23 protein-coding genes are annotated in these 23,608 nt (G+C 57.8%); 15 read left to right on the forward strand and 8 right to left on the reverse strand.

The window, feature by feature from the left end:
- Positions 1–151: 151 nt before the first annotated feature.
- The 13 genes from G560_RS0107285 to G560_RS0107355 all read left to right on the forward strand — a co-directional run bounded on the left by G560_RS0107285 (position 152) and on the right by G560_RS0107355 (position 16,494).
- The gene (locus G560_RS0107285) at positions 152–991 is read left to right on the forward strand and encodes an FAD binding domain-containing protein (protein ID WP_022703659.1); all 840 of its coding nucleotides are present in this window, start codon (positions 152–154) and stop codon (positions 989–991) included.
- Positions 988–3,675 (forward strand): molybdopterin-dependent oxidoreductase, encoded by a 2,688-nt coding sequence (locus G560_RS0107290; RefSeq protein ID WP_022703660.1) that lies wholly within the window; start codon positions 988–990, stop codon positions 3,673–3,675. The genes G560_RS0107285 and G560_RS0107290 overlap by 4 nt, the downstream gene beginning before the upstream one ends.
- Positions 3,676–3,751: 76 nt before the next feature.
- Positions 3,752–5,191 carry a hypothetical protein gene (locus G560_RS18770; RefSeq protein WP_022703661.1) on the forward strand — a complete coding sequence of 480 codons (1,440 nt, stop codon included), beginning with the start codon at positions 3,752–3,754 and terminating at the stop codon, positions 5,189–5,191.
- A gap of 76 nt (positions 5,192–5,267) precedes the next feature.
- Entirely contained in the window at positions 5,268–6,101 is an 834-nt protein-coding gene (locus tag G560_RS0107310; protein ID WP_022703662.1) for a thiamine biosynthesis protein ApbE, read from the forward strand.
- Complete coding sequence (locus G560_RS0107315; protein WP_022703663.1) at positions 6,094–6,675, forward strand: amino acid synthesis family protein; 582 nt, start codon at positions 6,094–6,096, stop codon at positions 6,673–6,675. Before G560_RS0107310 ends, G560_RS0107315 begins: the two co-directional genes overlap by 8 nt.
- Positions 6,675–8,060 (forward strand): hypothetical protein, encoded by a 1,386-nt coding sequence (locus tag G560_RS18775; protein WP_022703664.1) that lies wholly within the window; start codon positions 6,675–6,677, stop codon positions 8,058–8,060. The genes G560_RS0107315 and G560_RS18775 overlap by 1 nt, the downstream gene beginning before the upstream one ends.
- 99 nt (positions 8,061–8,159) lie before the next feature.
- On the forward strand, positions 8,160–9,440 hold the full coding sequence (locus G560_RS0107325) for an ABC transporter substrate-binding protein (protein ID WP_022703665.1): 1,281 nt from the start codon (positions 8,160–8,162) through the stop codon (positions 9,438–9,440).
- A 92-nt stretch (positions 9,441–9,532) separates the two neighbouring features.
- On the forward strand, positions 9,533–10,411 hold the full coding sequence (locus G560_RS0107330) for a branched-chain amino acid ABC transporter permease (protein WP_022703666.1): 879 nt from the start codon (positions 9,533–9,535) through the stop codon (positions 10,409–10,411).
- Positions 10,408–11,343, forward strand: a complete 936-nt coding sequence (locus G560_RS0107335) for a branched-chain amino acid ABC transporter permease (protein WP_022703667.1) — start codon at positions 10,408–10,410, stop codon at positions 11,341–11,343. Before G560_RS0107330 ends, G560_RS0107335 begins: the two co-directional genes overlap by 4 nt.
- Positions 11,331–12,053: an ABC transporter ATP-binding protein gene (locus G560_RS0107340; RefSeq protein ID WP_081647620.1), complete on the forward strand. Its 723-nt coding sequence runs from the start codon at positions 11,331–11,333 to the stop codon at positions 12,051–12,053. The genes G560_RS0107335 and G560_RS0107340 overlap by 13 nt, the downstream gene beginning before the upstream one ends.
- 3 nt (positions 12,054–12,056) lie before the next feature.
- A complete protein-coding gene (locus tag G560_RS0107345) occupies positions 12,057–12,752 on the forward strand; it encodes an ABC transporter ATP-binding protein (protein ID WP_022703669.1) in 696 nt (231 codons plus the stop codon).
- A gap of 3 nt (positions 12,753–12,755) precedes the next feature.
- Complete coding sequence (locus tag G560_RS0107350; RefSeq protein ID WP_022703670.1) at positions 12,756–14,792, forward strand: hydantoinase/oxoprolinase family protein; 2,037 nt, start codon at positions 12,756–12,758, stop codon at positions 14,790–14,792.
- Entirely contained in the window at positions 14,785–16,494 is a 1,710-nt protein-coding gene (locus G560_RS0107355; protein ID WP_022703671.1) for a hydantoinase B/oxoprolinase family protein, read from the forward strand. Before G560_RS0107350 ends, G560_RS0107355 begins: the two co-directional genes overlap by 8 nt.
- A gap of 67 nt (positions 16,495–16,561) precedes the next feature.
- Here G560_RS0107355 and G560_RS0107360 read toward each other — a convergent pair whose 3' ends face one another.
- The 6 genes from G560_RS0107360 to G560_RS0107385 are packed head-to-tail and all read right to left on the reverse strand — an operon-like array spanning position 16,562 to position 20,361.
- A complete protein-coding gene (locus G560_RS0107360) occupies positions 16,562–17,194 on the reverse strand; it encodes a sugar transferase (protein WP_022703672.1) in 633 nt (210 codons plus the stop codon).
- Positions 17,181–18,044 (reverse strand): NAD-dependent epimerase/dehydratase family protein, encoded by an 864-nt coding sequence (locus G560_RS0107365; RefSeq protein WP_231575929.1) that lies wholly within the window; start codon positions 18,042–18,044, stop codon positions 17,181–17,183. The genes G560_RS0107360 and G560_RS0107365 overlap by 14 nt, the downstream gene beginning before the upstream one ends.
- A 6-nt stretch (positions 18,045–18,050) precedes the next feature.
- On the reverse strand, positions 18,051–18,494 hold the full coding sequence (locus G560_RS0107370) for a MarR family winged helix-turn-helix transcriptional regulator (RefSeq protein ID WP_022703674.1): 444 nt from the start codon (positions 18,492–18,494) through the stop codon (positions 18,051–18,053).
- Entirely contained in the window at positions 18,495–19,328 is an 834-nt protein-coding gene (locus G560_RS0107375; protein ID WP_022703675.1) for a carbon-nitrogen hydrolase family protein, read from the reverse strand.
- A 3-nt stretch (positions 19,329–19,331) separates the two neighbouring features.
- Positions 19,332–19,589, reverse strand: a complete 258-nt coding sequence (gene grxC / locus G560_RS0107380; protein ID WP_022703676.1) for a glutaredoxin 3 — start codon at positions 19,587–19,589, stop codon at positions 19,332–19,334.
- 49 nt (positions 19,590–19,638) lie between these two features.
- Positions 19,639–20,361: a double zinc ribbon domain-containing protein gene (locus tag G560_RS0107385; RefSeq protein WP_028913837.1), complete on the reverse strand. Its 723-nt coding sequence runs from the start codon at positions 20,359–20,361 to the stop codon at positions 19,639–19,641.
- A 23-nt stretch (positions 20,362–20,384) separates the two neighbouring features.
- Here G560_RS0107385 and G560_RS0107390 point away from each other — a divergent pair, with 23 nt between their 5' ends.
- Both G560_RS0107390 and hemH read left to right on the forward strand, forming a co-directional pair.
- A complete protein-coding gene (locus G560_RS0107390) occupies positions 20,385–21,218 on the forward strand; it encodes a methyltransferase domain-containing protein (RefSeq protein ID WP_022703678.1) in 834 nt (277 codons plus the stop codon).
- 54 nt (positions 21,219–21,272) lie between these two features.
- Positions 21,273–22,355, forward strand: coding sequence for a ferrochelatase (gene hemH / locus G560_RS0107395; protein ID WP_022703679.1), 1,083 nt, complete (start codon positions 21,273–21,275; stop codon positions 22,353–22,355).
- A gap of 86 nt (positions 22,356–22,441) precedes the next feature.
- Here hemH and G560_RS0107400 read toward each other — a convergent pair whose 3' ends face one another.
- On the reverse strand, positions 22,442–22,621 hold the full coding sequence (locus tag G560_RS0107400) for a hypothetical protein (RefSeq protein ID WP_022703680.1): 180 nt from the start codon (positions 22,619–22,621) through the stop codon (positions 22,442–22,444).
- Positions 22,622–22,892: 271 nt separating this feature from the next.
- The gene (locus G560_RS0107405) at positions 22,893–23,492 is read right to left on the reverse strand and encodes a L,D-transpeptidase (RefSeq protein WP_022703681.1); all 600 of its coding nucleotides are present in this window, start codon (positions 23,490–23,492) and stop codon (positions 22,893–22,895) included.
- Positions 23,493–23,608 lie beyond the last annotated feature (116 nt).

Consider the following 23,608-nt stretch of genomic DNA (forward strand, 5'->3'; position numbering starts at 1 on the left):
TTTTGTCTTTTGTCAGGATGCTGCAACGTTTGCGCTAACCTTGCAACCCATTTGTAACAGTTGGATGACGGGGAAATGGCCCCTTTATCGGCGTTGACAGGGTGGGGCCTTGGGCAGCAGAGTGAAAGGGCACAGACAAAATGCGAGTCCTATGGCCAGCTATTTGCATCCCGAAACAATGACCGACGCCTTGGGTGCCATTGGCGCTGGCACGCGTATTTTGGCAGGTGGCACAGACCTTTACCCAGCCACCCAAAACGCCACACTTGCGGGTGATGTGATGGATCTGATGGCCCTGCCCAACCTACGGGGTATCATGCAAACGGATCAAGGGTTGCGGATCGGCGCCTGCACGACTTGGACCGAGATTGCGCGCGCCGCGCTGCCGCCTGCCTTGACAGCCTTGCAGCAGGCCGCGCTTCAGGTTGGTGGGGTGCAGATCCAAAATGCGGGAACGATTGGTGGCAATTTGTGCAATGCGTCACCCGCCGCCGATGGGGTGCCGCCGCTACTGGCTGTGGATGCCGTTGTGGAATTGGTTAGTGCGACAGGGGTGCGCGTACTTTCGTTGCAAGACTTTCTGCTGGGCCCGCGCAAAACAGCGCGTTTGCCGGATGAAATCATGACCGCGATTGTTATACCGAACACGGCCCTTGAAGGGCATTCGACATTTATCAAACTTGGCGCGCGGGCATATTTGGTGATTTCCATCGCAATGGTCGCGGCACGGATCACCGCACGGGATGGAAAGATCACGGGGGCCGCGCTTGCTGTTGGGGCCTGTTCCGCAACGGCACTGCGGATAAGGAGAGTTGAGGGTGCGCTGGTCGGCCAGTCCCTTGAGAACGCTGCCGCTACTATCAATGCAGCCGATGTTGCCGCCGCCCTGTCGCCGATGGATGACCTGCGGGCCACTGCCGCCTATCGCACCCATGCCGCGGCCGAGCTGTTGCGCCGTGCGGTCACCGAAACCTGCAAGGCGCTGGCATGAAAATTACTCTGACCCTGAACGGCCAACCCGCCAGCTTTGACGCCCCGCCCAGCCTGCGCCTGTCGGACCTGCTGCGCGAAAAGGCGGGGCTGGTAGGCACCAAAGTGGGCTGTGACGCGGGGGATTGCGGGGCGTGTACCGTGTTGGTGGATGGGGCCGCGGTTTGCGCCTGCCTAACCCCTGCCGCCCGTGCGCAGGGCCGTCGCGTTGACACGATTGAGGCGCAGACAGACACCTTGGCGCGGCTGCGCGATGCCTTTCATCGTCACGGCGCGGCGCAGTGCGGCATCTGCACCCCCGGCATGTTGATGACCGCCAGCGCGTTGCTTGCCGAAAACCCGGCCCCTACGCCGGATCAGGCCAAAGCGGCGTTAGGTGGCGTTTTGTGCCGCTGCACAGGCTATACCAAAATCATCGCGGCAGTGTGTGATACCAATCCAGCCCCAATCACGCTCATGCCCAGCGCGGGCAAGGCGGTGGGTGCCGCAACCCCCCGTCTTGATGGTGCCGCCAAGGTGGCTGGCGACATCTTTGGCGCGGATCTGTGGCAAAAGGGTGGGCTGATTGTGCGGGCCATCCGCTCGCCTCACCCTTCGGCGCGGTTTATCTTGGGCGACACGGCAGCTTGGGCAGGGCCGAACAGCGCACAGGTCTTCACCGCCGCCGATATTCCCGGCATCAACCGTTTCGGCGCGATCCCCCCGTTTGCCGACCAACCCGCCCTTGCCGCATCGCATGTTCGTTTGCGCGGAGAAGCCGTTGCCCTTGTAGCGCATGAAGACGGCAGCCCAGCGCCTGATTTATCTGATTTCCCGATCACATGGCAGGTTTTGCCTCCGCTTCTGTCGCCTACCGATGCAAGCGCCGAAAACGCCCCCCAAATCCACGACACCCGCCCGAACAACACCCTTATCAAAGGCGTGGTCCGGCGCGGTGATGCGGCGGCGGCCCTTGCCAATTCCGCCCACATCGCAAGTGCCACCATCGATACCGCCTTTGTCGAACACGCCTATATTGAACCTGAGGCGGGGGCGGCTTGGATGGACGGCGATGTGCTGGTGATCCGCGCCTGCACCCAAGCCCCGGTCATGGACCGTGATGAAACTGCTGGCGTCTTGGGCCTGCCCCATGACCGGCTACGCATCATCCCCTCGGCCGTGGGCGGCGGGTTTGGGTCAAAACTGGATGTATCTTTGCAGCCTTTAATTGGTTTGGTCACTCTCAAAACCGGGCGGCCGTGCCGCATGACCTTTACGCGCGCTGAAAGCATGGCTTCAACCACCAAGCGCCACCCGGCACAGATGACAGGGCGGATAGGCTGTGATGCGGATGGGCGGATCACGGCGCTGCAATTTGATGGCGTGTTTGACACTGGCGCTTATGCGAGTTGGGGGCCGACTGTGGCCAACCGCGTGCCCGTCCACGCATCCGGCCCCTATTTCACGCCCAATTATTCGGCCACTGCCCATGCCGTGCACACCAACAACCCCATCGCCGGCGCCTTTCGCGGCTTTGGCGTGCCCCAAGCCGCGATCTGGCAAGAGACGATCTATGACAAACTGGCCGATCAAGTGGGCATGGATAGGCTGGAGTTTCGCCTGCTGAACGCGATCCGAAATGGGAAAACCACCGTCACGGGGCAGGAATTGCAGGCGGCGGGCATATCGGAGTGTTTGACCGCCCTGCGCCCCCACTGGCAACGCGCCCTTTTGGCGGCGCAACAGACGCCGGGGCGTGGGGTGGGGATTGCGTCGTGCTGGTACGGTTGCGGCAATACGGGCCTGCCTAACCCGTCGACCATCCGGCTGGGGATCACGCCCCAAGGTGCGCTGATGCTGCACCAAGGCGCCACCGATATCGGCCAAGGGTCCAACACCGTTATCACCCAGATCGCCGCCGATGCGCTGGGCCTGCCACTGGCACAGTTCCAACTGATCGGGCCGGATACGTTCCTTACCCCAGATGGTGGCAAAACCTCAGCCAGCCGCCAAACCTATGTCACAGGCCGCGCGGCCCATGCGGCGGGTGCTGCATTGCGCGCTAATATCTTGCGCCGTCTGAATATGGGCGATGGGGCGACCCTATCGATGCACGACAGCACCATAACCGCGACCGAAGGCACCCAAACTGCCACACTTGCCCTCATTGCCCTGCCCCCCAACACCCAAGGCTATGCGCTGATGGCAGAGGAAACCTATGACCCGCCCACTACCGGCCTTGATACCAACGGCCAAGGCACCCCCTATGCCGTCTACGGCTTTGGTGCGCAAATGGTGGAGCTTGATGTCGACACGAAACTTGGCACCGTCAAGCTGCTCAAAATCACCGCAGCCCATGATGTGGGTCGCACCATCAACCCGCTCCTCGCCACCGGGCAAATCGAAGGCGGCATCGCTCAAGGGATTGGTTTGGCCCTGATGGAAGAATACCTGCCGGGCCGCACCGAAAACCTGCATGACTATCTTATCCCCACCACTGGTGACATGCCCGACATCGAAAGCCTGCTGATCGAAGTGCCTGACCCGCACGGCCCGTTTGGCGCAAAAGGCCTTGGCGAACATGTCCTTATTCCCACAGCCCCGGCCATCCTGAACGCTATCCGCCACGCCACCGGGGCCGAAGTCACCCGCCTCCCCGCCCTCCCTCACCGCGTTCTGGCCGCGATGCAAAAGGCAAACCCATGACTTTGCATTTCATCTTTGCAAAAATACTCAATTCTGCGGCGAAACCCTGCACTGGCCATGGGAAGTTTGACCTGCCATGACCCAGCCCGAAAAAATCCGCTGCGATGCTTGTCCGGTGATGTGCTACATCGCGCCCGGCCAAACAGGAGCTTGCGACCGCTATGCCAATGACGCAGGGCGCATCATTCGTACAGATCCTGTCGTCTTTTTGTCTAAAACGCTGGCGGGCGGTGGCCGTGTGGTGCCGTTTGCGGCGCGTGATTGGGACGGTGATCCCTTTCCAGATGATGCCCAGATCACAGGCATCGGCTCTGGCACCACTTACCCTGATTACAAACCGGCACCCTTCATCATCGCGTCCGAAGTTGACGGCGCCGAGATGGTGACGGTCGTGACCGAGGCGATCTTTTCCTATTGCGGCGTAAAGGTGAAAATTGACACAGACCGCTTTCTTGGCCCCGAAGGTGCCACCGTGCGTGCGGGAGAAGAGGCGATAGGCCATGTGACCACTGCCGAATATGGGAGCCAAATGCTGTCGCTGGGTGGCGTGCACCACCTGACCGGGGGCGAGAAATCCGAAGGCCGCGTGACTTGTGCCGCCCTTTTGGCGCTGTGCAACGGTGAAGCGGTAGAGCTGGTGATCGACCAAGGCAGCGCAGTTACCGTCCAAGCCGGCCGCGCCCCAATCGTTGATGGCCGGGTTGAAAACCGGATGCGGGTGGGTTGCGGGTCGGCGACGATTGGGATGTTTGCCGATCAATGGCAAGGGTTGGTGGATGAGGTGGTCGTGGTCGATGACCATATCACTGGCGTCGTGTCAGAACACCAAGCGGGTAAGGTGCTGGGCTGGGCAGATACTGGCATCAAGATCCTTGGCCGTCGTTCCACCCCCGGTCGCTATTTCCGGGTGTCCGAGCCGGGGTTGGGCTGGGGCGGCACGCAGGTCAGTGATCCACTGGAAATTCTTGGTCCATGGAACGCCAAAAAGGGCGCACGGGCTGGGCTGCGGTTGTTGATGGTATCCACCACGGGCGAGGAGTTTGCGTATTACGAGCTGGATGAAGCGCTGACGCCGCAATCAAAACCCATCCCTGACGCGCTGATGCCATCGGTCAAATTGATTGATGAAAACTGCGAGCCGTCGCTGTGTAGCGTTCTGTTTATGGGCGGTGCGGGCGGGTCTTTGCGGGCAGGCGTCACGCAAAACCCAGTGCGTTTGACGCGATCTGTGCAGGCCCGGCAAACCCGACTGACTTCGGGAGGGGCAGAGTGTTATGTTTGGCCGGGTGGCGGGATTACCTTTATGGTCGATGTTTTGCGCCTTCCTGCAGGTGCCTTTGGCTATGTACCCACCCCTGCGCTGGTGGCCCCGCTGGAATTTACCTTGTCGCGTGCTGAATATTTGGCGTTGGGCGGGCATGCGGGCGCGATCAAGTCGCTGGCCGAGATGATGCGGGATGGTGGGGAATACCCGACGGAGGCAAAGCTGGTTCCACACACAGGCGGCTTGGGGTGAAGGGCTTGATTTTTGAGTATTTTTGCAAAGATGAAATCAGGGCGTTGGGCTTTGTAAACGCAGTTGGGCGGGCAGGATGAACGGACCGCAGATCACGCGGCTTTCTGGGGATCGGTTGCATCTGCATCATGGGCCGATTGACCTGATCCTTTGGGCCGAGGGGCGCAGGCGGGCGCAAGCTTATCATCAAGCAATTGCCCGGTTTGACGGTTTGCTAGAGGAATTGGTCGCCGAGTTGCCTGTGTTGCGCAGTCCGGATCCGGCACCGCTGCGAGGGGTAATCGCACAGTCGATGGCGGTGGCTGTGACGCCCTTTCGCCCAGCGTTTATTACACCCATGGCCGCCGTGGCAGGGGCTGTTGCCGATGCGGTTTTGGCGGCGATGTGCCAAGGCACGAACCTGACCCGCGCCTATGCCAACAATGGCGGCGATATTGCTGTGCATCTGGCAACGGGGCAAAGCCTGACTGCCGCGATGTTAGGGGCGGGCAGTTCGCAGTTGACGTTGAAATATGACCACCCCGCACGCGGAATTGCGACATCGGGGTGGGGCGGCCGCAGCTTGTCGCGCGGGATTGCCGACAGCGTGACTGTTGTAGCGCGGACCGCTGCAATGGCGGATGCCGCCGCGACGATGATCGCCAATGCGGTGCATTTGGGCGAACATCCAGCCATTACCCGCCGTCCTGCGCGCGACGTGAAGGCTGATAGTGACCTTGGCAATATTCTTGTCACCACTGCGGTTGGCACGCTGACACGCACCGAGATTACCCGCGCGCTGAACAATGGCTATGCGGCGGCACAAACCTATGCCGACAAGGGCCTTATTGCGGGGGCCGCGCTTTTCCTGCACTCTCAATCTTGCACCCTTGGCACTCTCAGCCTTGTAAAGGACCCCGAATATGTCTGACTTTGCCTTGCGCAAAACCTTGCTGTTTATCGAAGACATCCTGCATGAAGGCGGACCCGCGCCGGCAAGCACGCACCAACGCGGGGCAATCGTGGCGGTGGTCAAGAACCCATTCGCCGGCCGGTTTGAGGGCGAGTTGCAACCCGCGATGGATGTGCTGAAACCCTTGGGCCTGATGCTGACGGATCAGTTGATTGCCGCGATGGGCGGGCGGGACGGGATTGATGGCTATGGCAAAGGTGCAATTGTCGGGGCGGCAGGTGAGATTGAGCATGGCGCGCTGTGGCATGTGCCTGGCGGCTATGCGATGCGCGAACGATTGGGGACCAGCAAAGCGATTGTGCCAAGTGCAATGAAGGTTGGGACGCTGGCCACCACGTTGGATGTGCCCTTGGGCCATATCAACGCGGCCTATGTCCGCAGCCATTTTGACGCCTTTACCGTGTCAGTCCCCGATGCCCCGCGCGCCGACGAAATTGCGTTTATTCTTGCGATGGCACGCGGCGGACGGGTCCATTCGCGTATGGGCGGGTTAGAAGCATGGGACGTAAAGGGCGAGGATGGTTTGCGCTGATGCGCGGCGCCATCCTCATCGCTTTACTGCCAAGCGCGGCATTCGCCTGCGCCTTGCCGCCTTCGATCATCATGACGCTGCCAACCGGATATTATATGCTGGGGGCGGCGGTCACGGTAGCCGTGACCGGCCTACTGGCAACCACCCCGCGGCTTGTGCCCGACATGACGCTACGCACGCTGCTGACGCGCAGGGTTTGGCTGCCTGTATCCGTGACCAGCTATGCCGCGTGGATCGTGCTTTTGGCGCTTGTGCTGATCGGGTTTGTCGGCGCGCGTGACCCGATGCACAACCTGCTGACGTTGATTATCTGGACGATTGTTTGGGTCGCCCTACCGATGGGATGTATGGTTTTTGGCAACATGTGGCGCGCGGTGAACCCGTGGACCGCCCCCATTCAGCTGACCCGTCAAATCCTTGGCCGCACGAGGGGCGCGGGCATTGCACGGCTGGGCCATTTGCCTGCCGTTGCGGGCCTGTTCGGATTTTTCTGGTTTTACATTGTATCGATGTCGCCCGACGATCCGCAAACCCTTGCCCTTGCTACGGCAAGCTATTGGACCGTGATTTTCGTGCTGGGCGTGGTTGAAGGCGAGGACTGGCTGGAACAAGGCGAGTTTTTGACCGTGTATTTCGGGTATTTGTCCAAAATAGCGCCGTTCTGGTTAGAGGTAGAAGGCCCCCGCGCCACATTGCATATGGGCTGGCCAGGGACACAGGTGCTTGCCATGCCACCGCTGTCACCTTCGGCGATCGGTTTTGTCACGCTGGCATTGGCGGGCCTGACATTTGATGGTTTGCGAGAAACGTTTTGGTACATGGCGGTAATTGGCGAAAACCCTTTGGAATTTACCGGACGGTCGGCAGTTATCGGGGTGAACAGTTTTGGTTTATTGCTTACTTGGGCGCTGACAGCGGCAACCATTTTGGCGGCATTGCGCCTTGGACCTATGCTGCAAACGCAGGCGGTTGGTGCCTTTGCAGGGGGCGCTGGGACCACGGCAGTGCGGGCAAACCTGATGCCGGTGATGCTGTCATTTTTGGCAATTTCAGCGGGCTATCATGCCGCACACTACCTGACGACCTTGTTGACGGCGGGTCAATATACGCTGGCTGCGCTGAATGACCCCTTGTTTCGCGGCGATGATTTTCTGGGGCTGCCTGCGTTTTATGTGTCTATGGGGTTTTTGACCGACCGCTGGACGATGACGCTGATCTGGAACACGCAATTTTTGCTGATCCTTGGCGCGCATGTTTTGGCTGTGATCCTGGCGCTGCGGTTAACGCCCGAGGGGGTACAGGCGCGCGTGCATTTCCCCCTGACCGCCTTGATGGTGGGGTATACCGTGCTGGGGCTATGGTTGCTTGCCTCGCCCACGGGGTAGGCGCTTGGCTAAAACCATAGACAATAGGGTTACATCGGTTCATTCTTTCCCCCAAGGCCTGTCAAAAACGGCCACTCCCAACAGACAGAGGACACTGACATGACGAAGCTGATCGGAATGACCCCCTCACGCCGCACTTTGCTTAAGGGTATGGCGGCAACTGCATCTGCGTTGGCCCTGCCAGGGTTCGTGCAAGCGCAAAGTTCTGCGCCCATCAAACTGGGCTTTCAGCTGCACCGCACAGGGATTGGTGCAGCCTATGGCCGTTGGTACGAGCGCACAACCCAAGCGGCGCTGAAGGTGCTGAATGACCAAGGTGGCATCAATGGCAGGCCGGTTGAAGTAATTTTCGAGGATGATGGCACCGACCCTAAGCGCGGGGCGGAAGTGGTGGAAAAGCTGGCATCGCAAGCGGGTTGCGATGCAATCTTCGGGCCGCTGTTCAGCCATGTGGTTAACGGATCGGCACCACGCGCGGGCGAATTGCAGGTGCCCTATTTGGTCTGTTCCGAAGGGTTCCACGTGGCATCGGGCAAGTTGAACCGCTGGACCATGCAGCCAGGCATTACGGATGTGCGGGCACAGGTGTCATCAATGGCGCCTTGGGTGGCCGCGAACCTTGGCAAAAAGGTTACGATGGTGTTTCCCGACTATGCCTTTGGCCATGATCACCGTGACTATTTTACGGCGGCGATTGAAGCACAAGGTGGGGAGGTGATCAAGCACATCGCGATTCCACCAACCGAAACCAGTTTTACACGCTATTTGCCGCAGATCCCCAAGGAAACTGAAGTGCTGTATCACGTCATGGTGGGCCCTGCCGTTCTGACCTTTGTAAAGGAATTGGGCGAGTTTTATGGTACGGGAACACGACCCGAAATCTTTGGCTTTATCGACAGCCTAGAAGCGGTGGATACCGCCTCACCCGGGCTTGAGTTTCTGGAAGGCACGCATTTCTGGGAAGGCCATTGCCGCGTGAAACAGGCCGATGCGAGCGAGCATGAAGCGTTTTACCGCATGGCAGTGGGCGTGGATGACACTGGCGCATCGGTGTCGGATTCCAAAGACGTGGCGACCTATGCACATATGTTTTCCACTTGGGAAACGCTGTTTGTGCTGAAAAAGGGGATGGAGGCGGCCGGCTATCAAACCACCGCCGACAGGCAAAAGCTGATCGAGGCGATTGAGGCTATGACCAATATGCCTGAAAGCATGGAGCATCCGCAAGGCGCCAAGGTGTTTAATGGCAAGACGCATCAAGTGTTCGGGCATCAGAGCATCTCAAAAGTAGAGGGCGGCAAGTTGGTGCGGGTTCATATGACCAGTATCGAGGACGGCATGTATGAGGACGCTGTCGATTACACTACAATGTCGTTTTGAGGGATTAGGGTCGTGAGGGGGTACTGCCCCCTCGCCGCTGCGCGTCTCACCCCCGAGGTATTTAGACAAAGATGAAATACAGGGATTGCTGAATGGATTTCGGGCCGTTTTTGCTGTTGGCCTTGATGGAAGGCATGGTCATGGCCGCCGTTCTGGCATTGACCGCTGTGGGGCTGTCGCTTGTGTTTGGCGTGATGCGCGTGGTTAACGTGGCACATGGCGAGTTTTTTATGCTGGGTGCCGTAATTGCATGGTTTGTGACGCATTTTATGCCCGGTCCACCCGCTGTGGCATTCGCCGCGGCCTTGGTAATTTGCCCGTTGCTGGTGGGGGGCATCGCGGCGCTGTCGGATACACTGATCCTGAAGCGGCTGAACTATGACCCCGAGGCGACGATCGTGGCGACGATTGGGTTGAGTTATATCTTTCAGCAAACAGCGCTAACATTTTATGGGCCTGATGCACGGCCGGTTTTGGCACCCTTTGATTTGCGCATTCAGCTGCCGTGGTTTGGGTATTCAGGTTACAAGATCGCTGTGGTCTTTGCGGCCCTTGCGATTTTGCTGGCGGTGTGGCTGTTGATGACCCGCACGCGCGCGGGGCTGATCATGCGCGCTACGCAGCTTGACCGCAACACGGCACGCGCCTTTGGCATCAATGTAGACCGGGTTTATGCCGCCGTTTTTGCGTTGGGGGCGGGGTTGGCGGCGGTGGCGGCGGTGTTGATCGTGCCTATTCAGCAGGCCCATTACCTGATGGGGCACGACCCGCTGCTGCTGTCGTTTATTGTGGTTATCATCGGGGGCCTTGGGTCCTTGCGCGGCACATTGGTTGCCGCCTTGGTGATCGGGTTGTCAGACGGTGTGATCTCGGTGTTCTTTTCCCCGACACTGGCGAAAATCCTAGCCACCTTGCTGGTCGCCATGGTGTTGGTGTTTCGCCCCCAAGGCCTGTTTGGAACCAAGCCATGACCCGCGCACTTGCCCTTCATCTTGCGGTCCTTGCCGCGCTGTTTGCCGCGCAATTCCTGCTGCCATCTTATCATCACACCAACATCGCCCGCATCATGGTGCTGGCTGTGTTTGCGATGGGGTACAACATTGCCTTTGGCTATACTGGCCTTTTGTCCCTTGGCCACGCGCTTTTCTTTGCCGCAGGGATGTATGCCACAGGTTTGGGAATAGAGCTTTGGGGCCTGTCCGCCGCACCGGCCTTGGTGTTGGGGCTGCTGGCGGGGGCGGCGATCGCCGCAGCCACGGGGGTTTTGGCCCTGCGCACCGGTGGTGTCAGCTTTATGATTGTGACACTGATGTTTGCTCAGGCGGGGTATCTGACCATCCTTTATTTCGGGGCCTATACGCGGGGCGATGAGGGTATCGTGATTACCCGCGCCGCCCGCAGCATCGGTAGCCTTGATCTGTCGTCTGATACCCCGCGCTATTTCGCGGCGTTGGCGCTGTTTTCGGTCGGCCTGCTGTTGAACCTTGCACTGACGCGGTCCAACCTTGGTCGCGCAATGATCGCGATGCGCGAGAATGAAGAACGGTCCCGTATGCTGGGCTATAACCCGTTCAAAATAAAGCTGACAGCGTTGCTGATTTCCGGCCTTTATGCGGGGGCAGCGGGGGCGGCCTATGCCGTTCTATTTGGCTATGTCGGGGCCAGTTTTGCGACGATCCAATATTCGATCCTGCCATTGCTATACGTCTTGCTGGGTGGGGCAGGCACAACCCTTGGGCCGTTTCTTGGGGCGTTGTTGATGTTTTATCTGATTGATATTTCATCCGGCTATACCACCGCACATCTGTTCGTGGTGGGAGCGGCGCTGCTGATTCTGGTGCTGTTTGCGCCCAAGGGCATCTTGGGTTGGGTGCGGGACAGGGGAGCAAAATGGCTGCCATGATCCTGTCTGCCCCCCTTTTGTCAGCGCGCGGTTTGACCAAGCATTACGATGGTATCAAAGCGGTCGAGACTGTGGATTTTGACCTGACCGCAGGTCAAGTTCATGCGCTTATTGGCCCAAATGGTGCGGGCAAAACCACTTTTGTCAGCTTGCTTTCGGGCCGCATCACGCCCAGCGCGGGCACCATCCAATTCGATGGGGCCGATATCACCCGCTTGCCCGCCCATAGCCGCGTGGCGCGCGGTATCGCCTATACGTTCCAGATCACCTCTATCTACGCCAATCTGCCAGTATTTGATAACGTAGCCTTGGCAATTCAGCGCCAAGGCAGCACCAATTTGCGCGCGAAAACGATGGCCGCATTGGCCCGCGTGGGTTTGGACGGTCGTGCAGATCAAAACGCGGGTACGCTGGCTTATGGACACCAGCGCCTGCTTGAAATCGCAATGGGGCTGTCGATGGCGCCCAAGCTGCTGATATTGGATGAACCGACCCAAGGTCTTGCGAATGCGGAAATTGACGCCTTTAACACCTTGATCCGCGAAGTGACGCCGCAGACCACCGTGTTGTTGATCGAACATAATATGGATGTGGTGATGGATCTTGCCGACCAGATCACCGTTTTGAGTTTTGGTGAAACGCTCGCCACTGGCACCCCTGCCGAAATTCGCAGCAATCCGGCGGTGCAAGCCGCCTATTTGGGGGGCTAACGGATGCTGGAGCTTTCAAACATCAACGCGGGTTACGGCAATGTTCAGGTGTTACGCGGGTTGTCGTTAACGGCAGGGCCGGGGCAGGTCACATGCGTTATGGGCCGCAACGGTGCTGGCAAAACCACCATGCTGCGGGCCATCATGGGGCAGATTTCCACGACAGCGGGCAGCATCACCCTGAGTGGTACGCCGCTGCAAACCCTACCCGCACATGAAGTGCCACGCGCGGGCATCGGCTATGTCCCCCAAGGCCGCAGACTGTTTGGTGAGCTGACGGTGGCACAAAATATCGAGATTGGGTTGATGACACGAGGCAAAGGGCGCGCCACACGCGATTATGTGCTGTCGCTGTTTCCCCGCCTGCGCGAACGGCTGTCGCAGCGCTCAAGTACCCTGTCGGGTGGCGAGCAACAAATGCTCGCCATAGCCCGCGCGCTGTGTCTCGAACCGAGCGTTTTGTTACTGGATGAGCCGACGGAAGGGTTGCAACCCTCTATGATCACGTTGATCCGCGACACATTGTTGACGTTGAAATCCACGGGGGTGGCAATAGTGCTGGTAGAACAGCGGGTCGATGCCGTGCTGGCGATGGCCGATCATATCGCCTTTGTCACGGCGGGCAGTGTTGCAGAAACTGTGCCTAACACGGGTCTAAGCACCGATTCTGCACAATTCAAAACCTATGTAGGGGTATAGGAAATGGCCGCAACCCTGATCGCTGGCGCAGATGTTGGTGGCACCTTTACTGATCTTGTTATCCTGAACCCCGCAACGGGTGAGGTGCGACTCGCCAAAACCCCGACGACACTGGACCCGAATGCAGGCGGCCAAGCGGCGGGCGTCCTGTCCGCCCTCGATAAGTCGCAAACGCCCCTGTCTGACCTTGCCCTTATCGTGCATGGCACAACGACAACGACCAACGCTGTGCTGGAACGCAAGCTAGCCAAAACTGGCCTTATAACCACGCGTGGTTTCCGGGATATTCTGGAACTTGGTCGCCGTACACGCCCCAACGCTTACGGTATGACGGGCCAATTTATGCCGATCATTCCCCGTGATCTTCGGTTAGAAGTATCCGAGCGTATGGATGCCAAAGGCCGCGTTTTGACCGCCTTGGATGAAGATGAGTTTTGCCAAAACGTCACTAAACTGGCGGAAATGGGCTGCGAATCCCTCGTCATCCACTTTCTGCACGCCTATGCAAACCCCGCACACGAACTACGCGCCGCAGAACTCGCAACCCAGATTTGGCCCACGCGCTACATCACTTGCGGCCACGCCCTTTTGTCTGAATCCCGAGAGTTTGAGCGCGGCGTGACCGCTGCCGTCAATGCTTCGGTCCAGCCGCTGCTGGAACGTTATATCCAATCACTTGCCACAGCCCTTGAAACCAAAGGCTATCAAAACGACCTTTTGGTCATGAACGGCAACGGTGGCATGGTTCCGGCATCACAAGTCAGCGCCGAGGCGGTAAAAACCGTGATGTCCGGTCCCGCATCCGGTGTTATGGCAGCCGTCGCTACCGGCCGCCGTGCTGGCATTTCCAACCTGATTACATATGACATGGGTGGGACATCAACCGATGTAGCACTCATCAAAAATGCTCGCGCCCCAGTTTCAAACGAGATTGAGGTCGAATATGCGATGCCAATCCATGTGCCGATGGTCGATGTGCGCACGGTTGGCGCGGGTGGCGGGTCCATCGCGCGTGTTGATGCAGGCGGCATGTTGCGAGTTGGACCCCATTCGGCGGGTTCTGTCCCTGGTCCGATTTGCTATGGCAACGGCGGCACCGAACCCACCATTTCCGATGCAAACCTTTTGCTCGGGCGCCTTCCCGCCACACGCTTTGGCGCCGATGAATCCGAACTTTCTGCAATATTCGAGACCAAAATTGGTAAACCCCTCGGTCTTTCACCCCATGCGGCAGCGGAGGCTGTGATCCGCATTGCCAACACTCATATGGCGGGTGCGATCCGCATGGTTTCATTGTCCCTCGGCGCCGATCCACGCGATTATGCGCTGTTTGCCTTCGGGGGCGCAGGCCCGCTGCACGCCACGGCTTTGGCTGCCGAACTGGGTATTCCACGGGTGTTAGTGCCTGCCAGACCAGGCATGACCAACGCTTTGGGCTGTGTTGTCGCCGATCTGAGACATGATTCTGTTCGCACCCTGAACCGCCCACTCGACAGCGTGGACATAGCCGATGTTCACAACATTCTGGCCAATCAGATTGCGACTGGCACCAACCGTATCAAGGCGGCAGGCATCAATCTGACGCAAATCCAAACCGAACTTTCCGCCGATATGCAGTTTATCGGTCAAACCCACCTGCTGCGCGTGCCCTTGCCCAACGCCACGCCAACGCGCAAAGATTTGCAGCACAGGTTTGAAGCCGCCTATCACGCCCGTTTTCGTGTGAACCTACCGACGATTCGCGCCAATCTGGTAAACCTCAATACCTCTGTTATCGGTCAGCGCCCCGAAATGGACCTCTCTCGTCTAATTGACCCAGCAGGCCGCCACGTGACAGCGAAACCACACTCCACACGCAAGGTTTGGTTCAACGGGTGGCATGACACGCCGATTTATTGGCGCGACCATCTGCCCTTGGACCTGCATCTTATTGGCCCTGCTCTGATCGAACAGATGGACACAACAACCCTTGTGCATCCGGGTTGCACCGTCACATCCGATTCCGATGGAAACCTGATCATCACGGTGCCGCATGTCTAAAACAGTCTCTAATATAGCTAAAATTGACCCGATTACCCTTGCCGTGATCCAAGCAGGCCTGCAACAATGCTGCGATGAGATGGACCTGACCTTCAGCCGCGCTGCATTTTCACCCGTAATTGCCGAAGCAGATGATCGCTCCGATGGTATCTATTCTGCAACCGATGGCGCGCTGATCGCCCAAGGCGCCCGGGGCCTACCAGTATTCGTCGGCACCATGCAGTTTTCCACCCGCCATATCATTGAACGCATCGCCAACGGCGAAACCTTGCCTCCTGAAGAGGGTGACATTTATATCGTCAACGACCCCTACCTTGGCGGCACGCACCTCATGGATGTACGATTTGCGATGCCGTTTTATCGCGATGGTGAGATCTATTGCTGGCTGTCGAACACTGGCCATTGGCCTGATACAGGCGGGGCGGTGCCAGGCGGGTTTTCCGCATCGGCCACAGCTGCGGAACAAGAAGGTCTACGCCTGCCTCCCGTTAAACTTTTCAAAAGGGGCGTGTTAGACACTGAAATTTGGGCAATCATACGCTCTAACATCCGCGTATCCGAACAGCGGATCGGTGATGTGCAGGCGCAAGCCTCGGCCCTGTTGGTCGGCGCAGATCGGCTCACCGAGCTCCTCAACCGTTACGGCGATGATACTGTCACCGCTGCCATCGCGGAAATCCGTACGCTCGCCGCTGCCCAGATGCGGGCCAAAATCGCAATGATCCCGCAAGGCAGCTACCAATCGCGCGCTTTTATTGACAGTGACGGCGTGGTCAATGAACCCCTGACCATCGCGCTGACTGTGACCCGCCATGACGACAAGCTAACCTTTGATTTCACGGGCTCGTCTTTGCCCTGCGCCGGCCCCATGAACTCTGTCCGCGCCACCACATTTTCCTCTGTCTACCTTGCCCTGCGCCACATTTTCCCCGATGTGCCCTTGTCGGCAGGCGCGTTTGAGCCGCTTGAGATCATGGGGCATGTGGGCACGTTCTTGGATGCCCATTACCCTCGCCCTGTGTCGGGGTGTGCCGCCGAAGTATCGCAGCGCATCGCCGAGGCGGTTTTTGCCGCCCTTGTCCAAGCTGTGCCCAATCTTGTAACCGCGGCCCCCGCAGGCACTTCAGGGAATTTCGGCCTTGGCGGGTACGACCCCGAAAAGGGCCGCGATTTCGTGATGTATCAAATTTCGGGCGGCGGCTACGGTGGCAATGCCAATCATGATGGCCTGTCAAACGGCTGTTCGACCATTGGCATATCCAAGGCCCCTCCGGTCGAGATTATGGAACAAACCTATCCCGTCCTTTACCGTCGCTACGCTCTGCATGAAGGGTCAGGCGGCGCGGGCCAGCATCGCGGCGGCTTTGGGCTGGACTATGAATTAGAGCTGCTGCGCGGCACCGCGCGGGCGAGCTTTGTCATGGATCATGGCCGCACTGGCCCCCAAGGGGCACTCGGCGGTGCAGATGGCGCTGTGAACCGTGTTGAAATTACCCGAGACGGTGAGGTTTTCATCCCGCCGCACCTATCCAAAGCCCAGGATATCACCTTGCACCCTGGCGACAGCGTGCGTGTCCGCACGCCCGGTGGGGGCGGCTATGGTGACCCGCACCTGCGCGACCCATCTCTGGTGGCCGAAGACGTCCGGCTTGGCCGCTATTCCAAGGCGCAAGCAGATCAGCTTTTCGGCCGGAAAACCTAGCTCAAATTCTCTTTGGAGAAATATCCCCGCCGGAGGCATCACGCCTTGGGCGCTTGGCCGCACATGTTCAAGCGTCGCGCCCCTTCAGGAAGCGTTTGATTAAAATACCAGTTCCCGTTTCCCAGATCAGTTTCAAATCCAAACAGATCGACCATTTCCGTTGATACAGCAAATCCAGACGTGCCTTGGCCGGCACACAGATCTGGGCATAAACGCGGTCAGTTTCTTCGGCAGTCTGACACGCCGCCAAAAGCCTTTCCTCGGTCGCGTGATACCGCAGGCTTGCAAGTCCGGTTATTCCCGTTGGGCTGTTCAGTACTTTTGTATAAATTTCAGGAAATCGTTCGACGTATTCTGGCAAGGGCGGGCGGGGGCCGACAAAGCTCATGTCACCCTTCACGACGTTCCAAATCTGCGGCACCTCATCCATTCGCGCCCGCCGAACAAAGGCGCCTAAAGGTGTAATGCGCGCCGATTTATCACCACCCGAAACGCCCTTTTCAGGTCCTACCATCGTCATCGTCCGCAACTTCCACAGCCAAAACGGCTGCCCAACGCCTTTCATGCGCTTTGCCACATAGAACAGCGGAAAGCCTTCTTTATAAATCATCACCACCAACAGAATCGAGAAGGGAACCACAAGAATCGCAGAAAGGATCGCGGCTAACGTCAGATCAAGGATCCGTTTACGTCCGCTCATGTCCCAAACCCCGCCATTCCTCGACCATCACGTTTGCCCGCCCTGCAGACGGCGTTAAATCGACAAGTCCCGCTAGCAACTTGATGTCGAGCTCAACTTTCGCAATCGCATCAGGGTTTGGCGGGCCATAGTGCCACGGTACCCCTGCCGCAGTTAACAATTCACCCATTTTTATCGTTGGTGCCGCTGCAACATTCAGTATTTTGGGCAAAGGTCGCCCAACAGCCGCAAGGCCAACCAAACGAACCAGAACGGCGCTCAGGCTTTGCGGGCCGATGTACGACCGCTCAGGCCCTCCAGCCTGTCCCGAAATTCGATCAAGCTGCACGTCTTTATGAGGAGTGGATCCGCCCAAAAGCGCATCAAAACCTGCAATGTTCCCAATTCGAAGAATGCTCACCCCCGGTCCGTCAGCACGATGCCAGGCCAGCACGGCCTGTTCCATCGCCAGTTTTGCATGGCCATAGGCATTTGTTGGTGCGGGAACAGTTTGTTCAGTCAATGGCAGATCAGACCGCCCATAGACCGCAGCCGAAGATACCAAAAACACATGTCGCGCGCCTTGGGCGGCCGCAGCATTACAAGCGGCCATCGCCAAGGCTTCGTTCAGGGCCAATTCTTGGGTAGTGCCCTCAACAACGCCTGCCAAACACAGAACAACACCAGCTGCAGCCCCATTTGGGCAAGGTTCGGCAAGAATATCCCATTGCAGACAACCCGGAAAAGCTTTGCGCGATTGCCACATTGGCCGCACACCAACAGCCGCAAACGCGTCTGCGTGCCCCCGCAAAGCCCGGCCAATGCGGCCAGTTCCCCCCATAATCAACAACGGCATGGGACCATGTAACATGCGCAGCTACTCATTTCCTTCCAATCGAACCCGCAATTCCCGAAGCACGGGCATAAATGCACGGACACGCTCGGCACCCAAATCCGTCACAAATTCTGCAATCAAAGGCGCCACCGCCTGCACGGCTGCATCGCGTGCAGACCGCCCAGACGGACTGATCCCAACCAATTTTCGACGGGCATCATCCCAGTCGGGGCGGATATGCACATGGCCTGCCCATTCCAGTTTGCTAAGCGTATTGGTCATGGCCCCGCGCGTCACATGGAACGCGCGGGCAAGTTGGGCAGGAGAGCGTTCATCGGCCACCCGCGCCAGATGGTTCAAAACGGCAAAATGCGACAGCTCCATCCCGCGCGGCAACACCTTGGAAATGCGGTTACGGGCCAACTGATCGGCCATGAACAGTTCCCCGAACAAGGTGACGGCAAGATCTTCGGCGTTTTCCGTCATCTATGGCCCCTCAACCTTGCGGTCATGTGATAGCGACGGCACACGCCCCCGCGCCTGTGAGACACGTTCCAGATCAACCTCGGCATAGGCCACACCGACATCGGTGCCACCATCGGCAAGCACCTCACCCCACGGAGCAATCGCTAGGCTGTGGCCATAGGTATGCCGCCCTTTGCCACCAGCGGTTTCGGGGTGAAAACCGGTTTGCGCAGGGGCCAGAACAAAACAGCCCGTTTCAATGGCACGTGCACGCAGCAGCACCTCCCAATGGGCCGCACCTGTGATGTGGTTGAACGCAGCAGGCACCGTTAAAATCTGTGCCCCTGCCTGGGCCAATCTGCGATAGAGGTATGCAAAGCGCACGTCATAACAAACGGTCATCCCCACCACACCAAAGGGCGTTTGCGCCAGAACTGCCTGATTCCCGGGCCGATATCCTTCGGATTCGCGGTAGCGTTCGGTAGCAGACACATCCACATCAAACATATGCACCTTGTCATAGCGCGCAGCGATCTGACCCAAAGGGTCAATCAGAAACGAACGGTTGGCAAAACGACCGTCCTCATCTTGCGTGAACAACGCAAGCGAGCCGATCAGCAGCCAAACGCCCAAGCGCGCCGCATCTTCGCGCAAGGCCCGCAACGTAGGGTCATCCGCTTCATGGTGGAAAATCGCCCGTTGATGGGCGCGGCTGGACGATAGGCCATTTGTACATTCCGGTGTCAGAATAAACGTGGCACCGCCCGCCGCCGCTTGCCCAATCAAACGGCGGGTTTCCGGCAGGTTCGCTGCCGGATCATCACTAACATTCAATTGAACAAGGCCTACCCGCATCAGTTAGCCCGCCAGCAACGCATCAAGCTTGCCAGCATGATCCAGCGCATGCAGATCATCGGACCCACCGACATGGGTGTCACCAACAAAGATTTGCGGCACGGTACGGCCACCATTCGCCCGCTTCATCATCACAGCCCGCAAAGATGGATCCCGCGAAACATCATGTTCGGTAAAGGTCACGCCTTTTTTGGTCAGCAAACGCTTGGCCGCATGGCAATAACCACACAGCGGCGAGGTATAAATTTCGACAGGCTTCATTCGCATATTCCCCTTGGCGGTGCTTGTTGGTTGTCACGACTATAAGGATTTAGTCATCCTTCGCAACGCGTGCCAGCACCACGACAGACACCTCGGCCGCACCAGCCGCCATACAGGCATCGGCAGCCGCGGCAAGGGTTGCGCCCGATGTCATCACATCATCGACCAACAGGATATTTCGTCCTTTCACCTGCGCACCCCTGCGCGGATGAACCCGTATCGCGTCTTGCATATTTTCAAAACGGGCATGCCTGTCACGCCCACCTTGGCTAGCCGTCCAACGGGGCCGGATCAGCAAGTCAGGGCAATGGTCGCGCTGCGCTAGTTTACCAAGCGAAGCCGCGAGAAGAGCGGACTGATTGTAACGCCTCCGAAACAGCCGAAACCAATGCAACGGCACTGGGGCAATAAGCGTATTGGACCGGATAAGGGGTTTTGCCGCGCGCAACAGCCAAGCACCCGCGGGTTTTGCCAAATCCAGCCTGTCCCCATGTTTCAGCTGCAAAACCATCTTGCGGGCGTTCCCCTTGTACAGCATTGCAGCGCGGCCTTGTGCCCAAGGGCGCGCAATGGAAAGGCAATCATCGCAATGCACCACAGCATCGATGTCATCACCCTGCAGCGGGATGCCGCAAGTGTCACAAACCAAACCAGCAATAAACGGCGTGTCACGCCAACATGTCCCGCACAGCCCAAAATCTGACGTCACACGCGCATCACAGCCAAGGCATTGCGGCGGGTAAATCAACCGCAGCATGGCTTGCAATCCCATCTTTCGCTCCTATTGTTCAACGCATGAAAATGCCTGTTTTGACCGATACCAATGCCTTAACCCGCAACCGCGTGCGCGCCCTGTCCGCACCCGCCCTGTTTTTGCACGAAGATCTGCGGGACGAGATTAAGGAAAGGCTTACAGAGGTTAACAAGGCGTTTACATCTGTGGCGATCGTCACGGGTTTTCCCGATTTTTGGCAAATTGCCTTTCCCAATGCAGATATTGTGCCGGATGGCGAGATTTTGGCACTCGACTCGGGCCGTTATGATCTGGTGATCCACGCGATGTCACTGCATTGGGCCAATGATCCGGTAGGGCAATTGATCCAATGCAAACGCGCATTACAGCCGGACGGGTTGTTCCTTGCCGCCCTTTTGGGGGGGCAAACCCTTCATGAATTGCGCGCGTGTTTGGCCGAGGCCGAGACGGAAGTGACCGGAGGACTATCACCTCGCGTTTTGCCAATGGCCGAAATTCGCGATCTGGGCGGGTTGTTGCAGCGCGCAGGCTTTGCCCTGCCAGTGGCCGATGGGTTTACCCGCAAGGTTCACTACCGCGATATAGGCCATCTGATGCACGACTTGCGCGCGATGGGTGAAACAAACGCCCTTGCCGCCCGCCTGCGCAAACCGACACGCCGCGCTGTGTTTACACGGGCTGCTGAACGCTATTCCCAATCCTATAGCGTCGATCAGGGCCGTGTTTCCGCCACGTTCGAGATGATTTTCTTGACCGGCTGGGCCCCACATGACAGCCAGCAAAAGCCTTTGCGCCCCGGTTCGGCAACCCAAAGGCTGGCAGATGCGCTGAATGCACCCGAAATCACCTTGCCTGCGACAAAGGGCGATGGTTGACCCTTGGCAAATAGGCGTTATGTGCCAAGGCTAGATAGAATGAGGAATAACACCATGCTGGATGCGAAATACAGCCAACCCGACATCCCCGCAGGCCAAGGGCGGCTGTCCCATGCTCCCGCAGACCACCCTTCGGTAAAAGCCCCCAAGATAGGCGTTCTGGTCGCCAACCTTGGCACGCCCGATGGGTATGACTATTGGTCGATGCGCCGCTATTTGAATGAGTTTCTGTCCGACAAACGTGTCGTTGATATTACCGATTGGATTTGGCAACCGCTGCTACAACTTGTGATCCTGACCAGACGCCCCTTTGCGTCAGGCGCGAACTACAAACTGATCTGGAATCATGAGAAAAATGAGAGCCCGCTGCTGACCATTACGCGCGACCAAACCACCGCCATCGCCAAAGAGATTGCGGCAGCCTATGGCGATGAGGTGATGGTTGATTTTTGCATGCGCTACGGCAACCCATCAACCGAATCCAAGGTAAAGGCGATGGTGGCGGCAGGCTGTGAAAAGATTCTGTTTTTTCCACTGTACCCACACTACGCAGGCGCTACCTCGGCCACTGCGAACGATTCCTTTTTTGCGGCGCTAATGAAGGAAAAACGCCAACCGGCTGCCCGCACTGTGCCGGAATATTTCGAACATCCGGCCTATATTGATGCTTTGGCAGTATCGGTCGAACGCGCATACGCCGCATTGGACCACCGCCCCGATGTACTGGTCGCCAGCTATCACGGCATGCCGATTCGCTATTTGATGGAGGGTGATCCCTACCATTGCCATTGTGCCAAAACGACGCGTCTGTTGCGCGAACGGCTGGGTTGGAACAAGGCCGATATCGACACCAGCTTTCAATCCGTCTTTGGTCGCGAAGAGTGGCTTAAACCTTACACAGTCGAGCATGTAGCCGAACTGGCTAAGCAGGGCAAAAAACGAATCGCGGTGATCGCGCCTGCGTTCTCGGCCGACTGCATAGAGACGCTGGAAGAAATAAATGGCGAGATTTGTGAGGCGTTTGAACATGCAGGCGGCGAACGCTTTACCTACATTCCATGCCTGAATGATGATGCTGCGCACATTGATGCGCTGGTAAAAGTGATCAAAGAAAATCTGGTCGGCTGGGTAAAATAACCCGGCCAATGGCCACCAAGCCCTCGCAAAATGAAAAAGGACGGCAGGTTGCCCTACCGTCCTTTGTTCGCTTTAATCCGTAAGGATTAACGCGATGCAGCAGCTGCTACAACCAACAGCAGCAACAGTGGAATTACAATCCCACCAGCCGACGACGAAGTCGCAGCTTCAACAACAGCTGGTTCCATTACTGGTTCAGCCATACCACCAGCAAAAGCGGTCGACGCAGCAACGGACAGAGCCGCTGCGAGTGCAAGTTTCTTCATAGTAACCTCCAGATTTTCGCGGGTTATCGAATTTTTCAGAGGACGATAACGCGCACCCAAGACTATACCTCGTGGTGTTTTCTAATCAGCTTGCGCAGCAGAATGCAATCTGGGTCGTAACTTTCTGTTTTGTCCTTTTTCGGTTTCGTCAATTTGGCAACACTATCCGCCACACTTTTACCCGCCAAGACAATGATTTGAGCAGAAATTGCACCATCGCAACAAAAAAGGGGCCAATGGCCCCTTCTCAACAAAACATGATTTGACCCACTCAAATCAGCAAAACTTGAGTTCCAACTTTAGTTAGGTCAAACAACACAGCAATATGCTCATTATAAAGGCCAACACAGCCATTCGACGAACGGCGGCCAATCTTGCGCGTGTCATGCGTGCCGTGGATCCGGTAATAGGTCCACGACAGATGCAGGGCATGGGTACCCAGCGGGTTTTCCGGCCCCGCTGGCACGAAATCGGGCCATTCTGGGTTGCGAATCTTCATTTCGGGGGTCGGCCGCCAAGTTGGGCCAACAACTTTTTGTGTGATTTCGGTCCGGCCACGGCGGGTCAAGTCCTCGGTCAGCGGCACAGATGTTGGGTACAGCTTGTAAACCGACTGATCCTCGGACCAGAAATGCAGCGCGCGCGACGTGGTATCAACCAAAATCGCACCTTTTTTGGTGTCCGAGAAGTAAGGGCGCCAATCCAACATCCGAAAGCTCGAAATGTTGTTGCGGACCGACCCTTGGCGCGGCGCGTCCATTTCGGTCGAATTATCCTGCGCGAATCCTGGTACGGCCGACATGCTCAGGCTGGCCGCTGCGGCACCCATCAAAGTGCGCCGATTCAAATATTTTGTACGGTCGGCATTCATTCGCCTGACTCCTTTGCTATTTATGCCCGCAAAGTAACCGTTTTATTCGCGATCTTCAATTCACAGTGACGTTGATAAGCGAACTCACGCAGAGTTGGGTTTGCTCATACTGCGAC

The organism is Pseudorhodobacter ferrugineus DSM 5888, from assembly GCF_000420745.1.
In the GTDB taxonomy this organism is placed as follows: Bacteria; Pseudomonadota; Alphaproteobacteria; order Rhodobacterales; family Rhodobacteraceae; genus Pseudorhodobacter; species Pseudorhodobacter ferrugineus.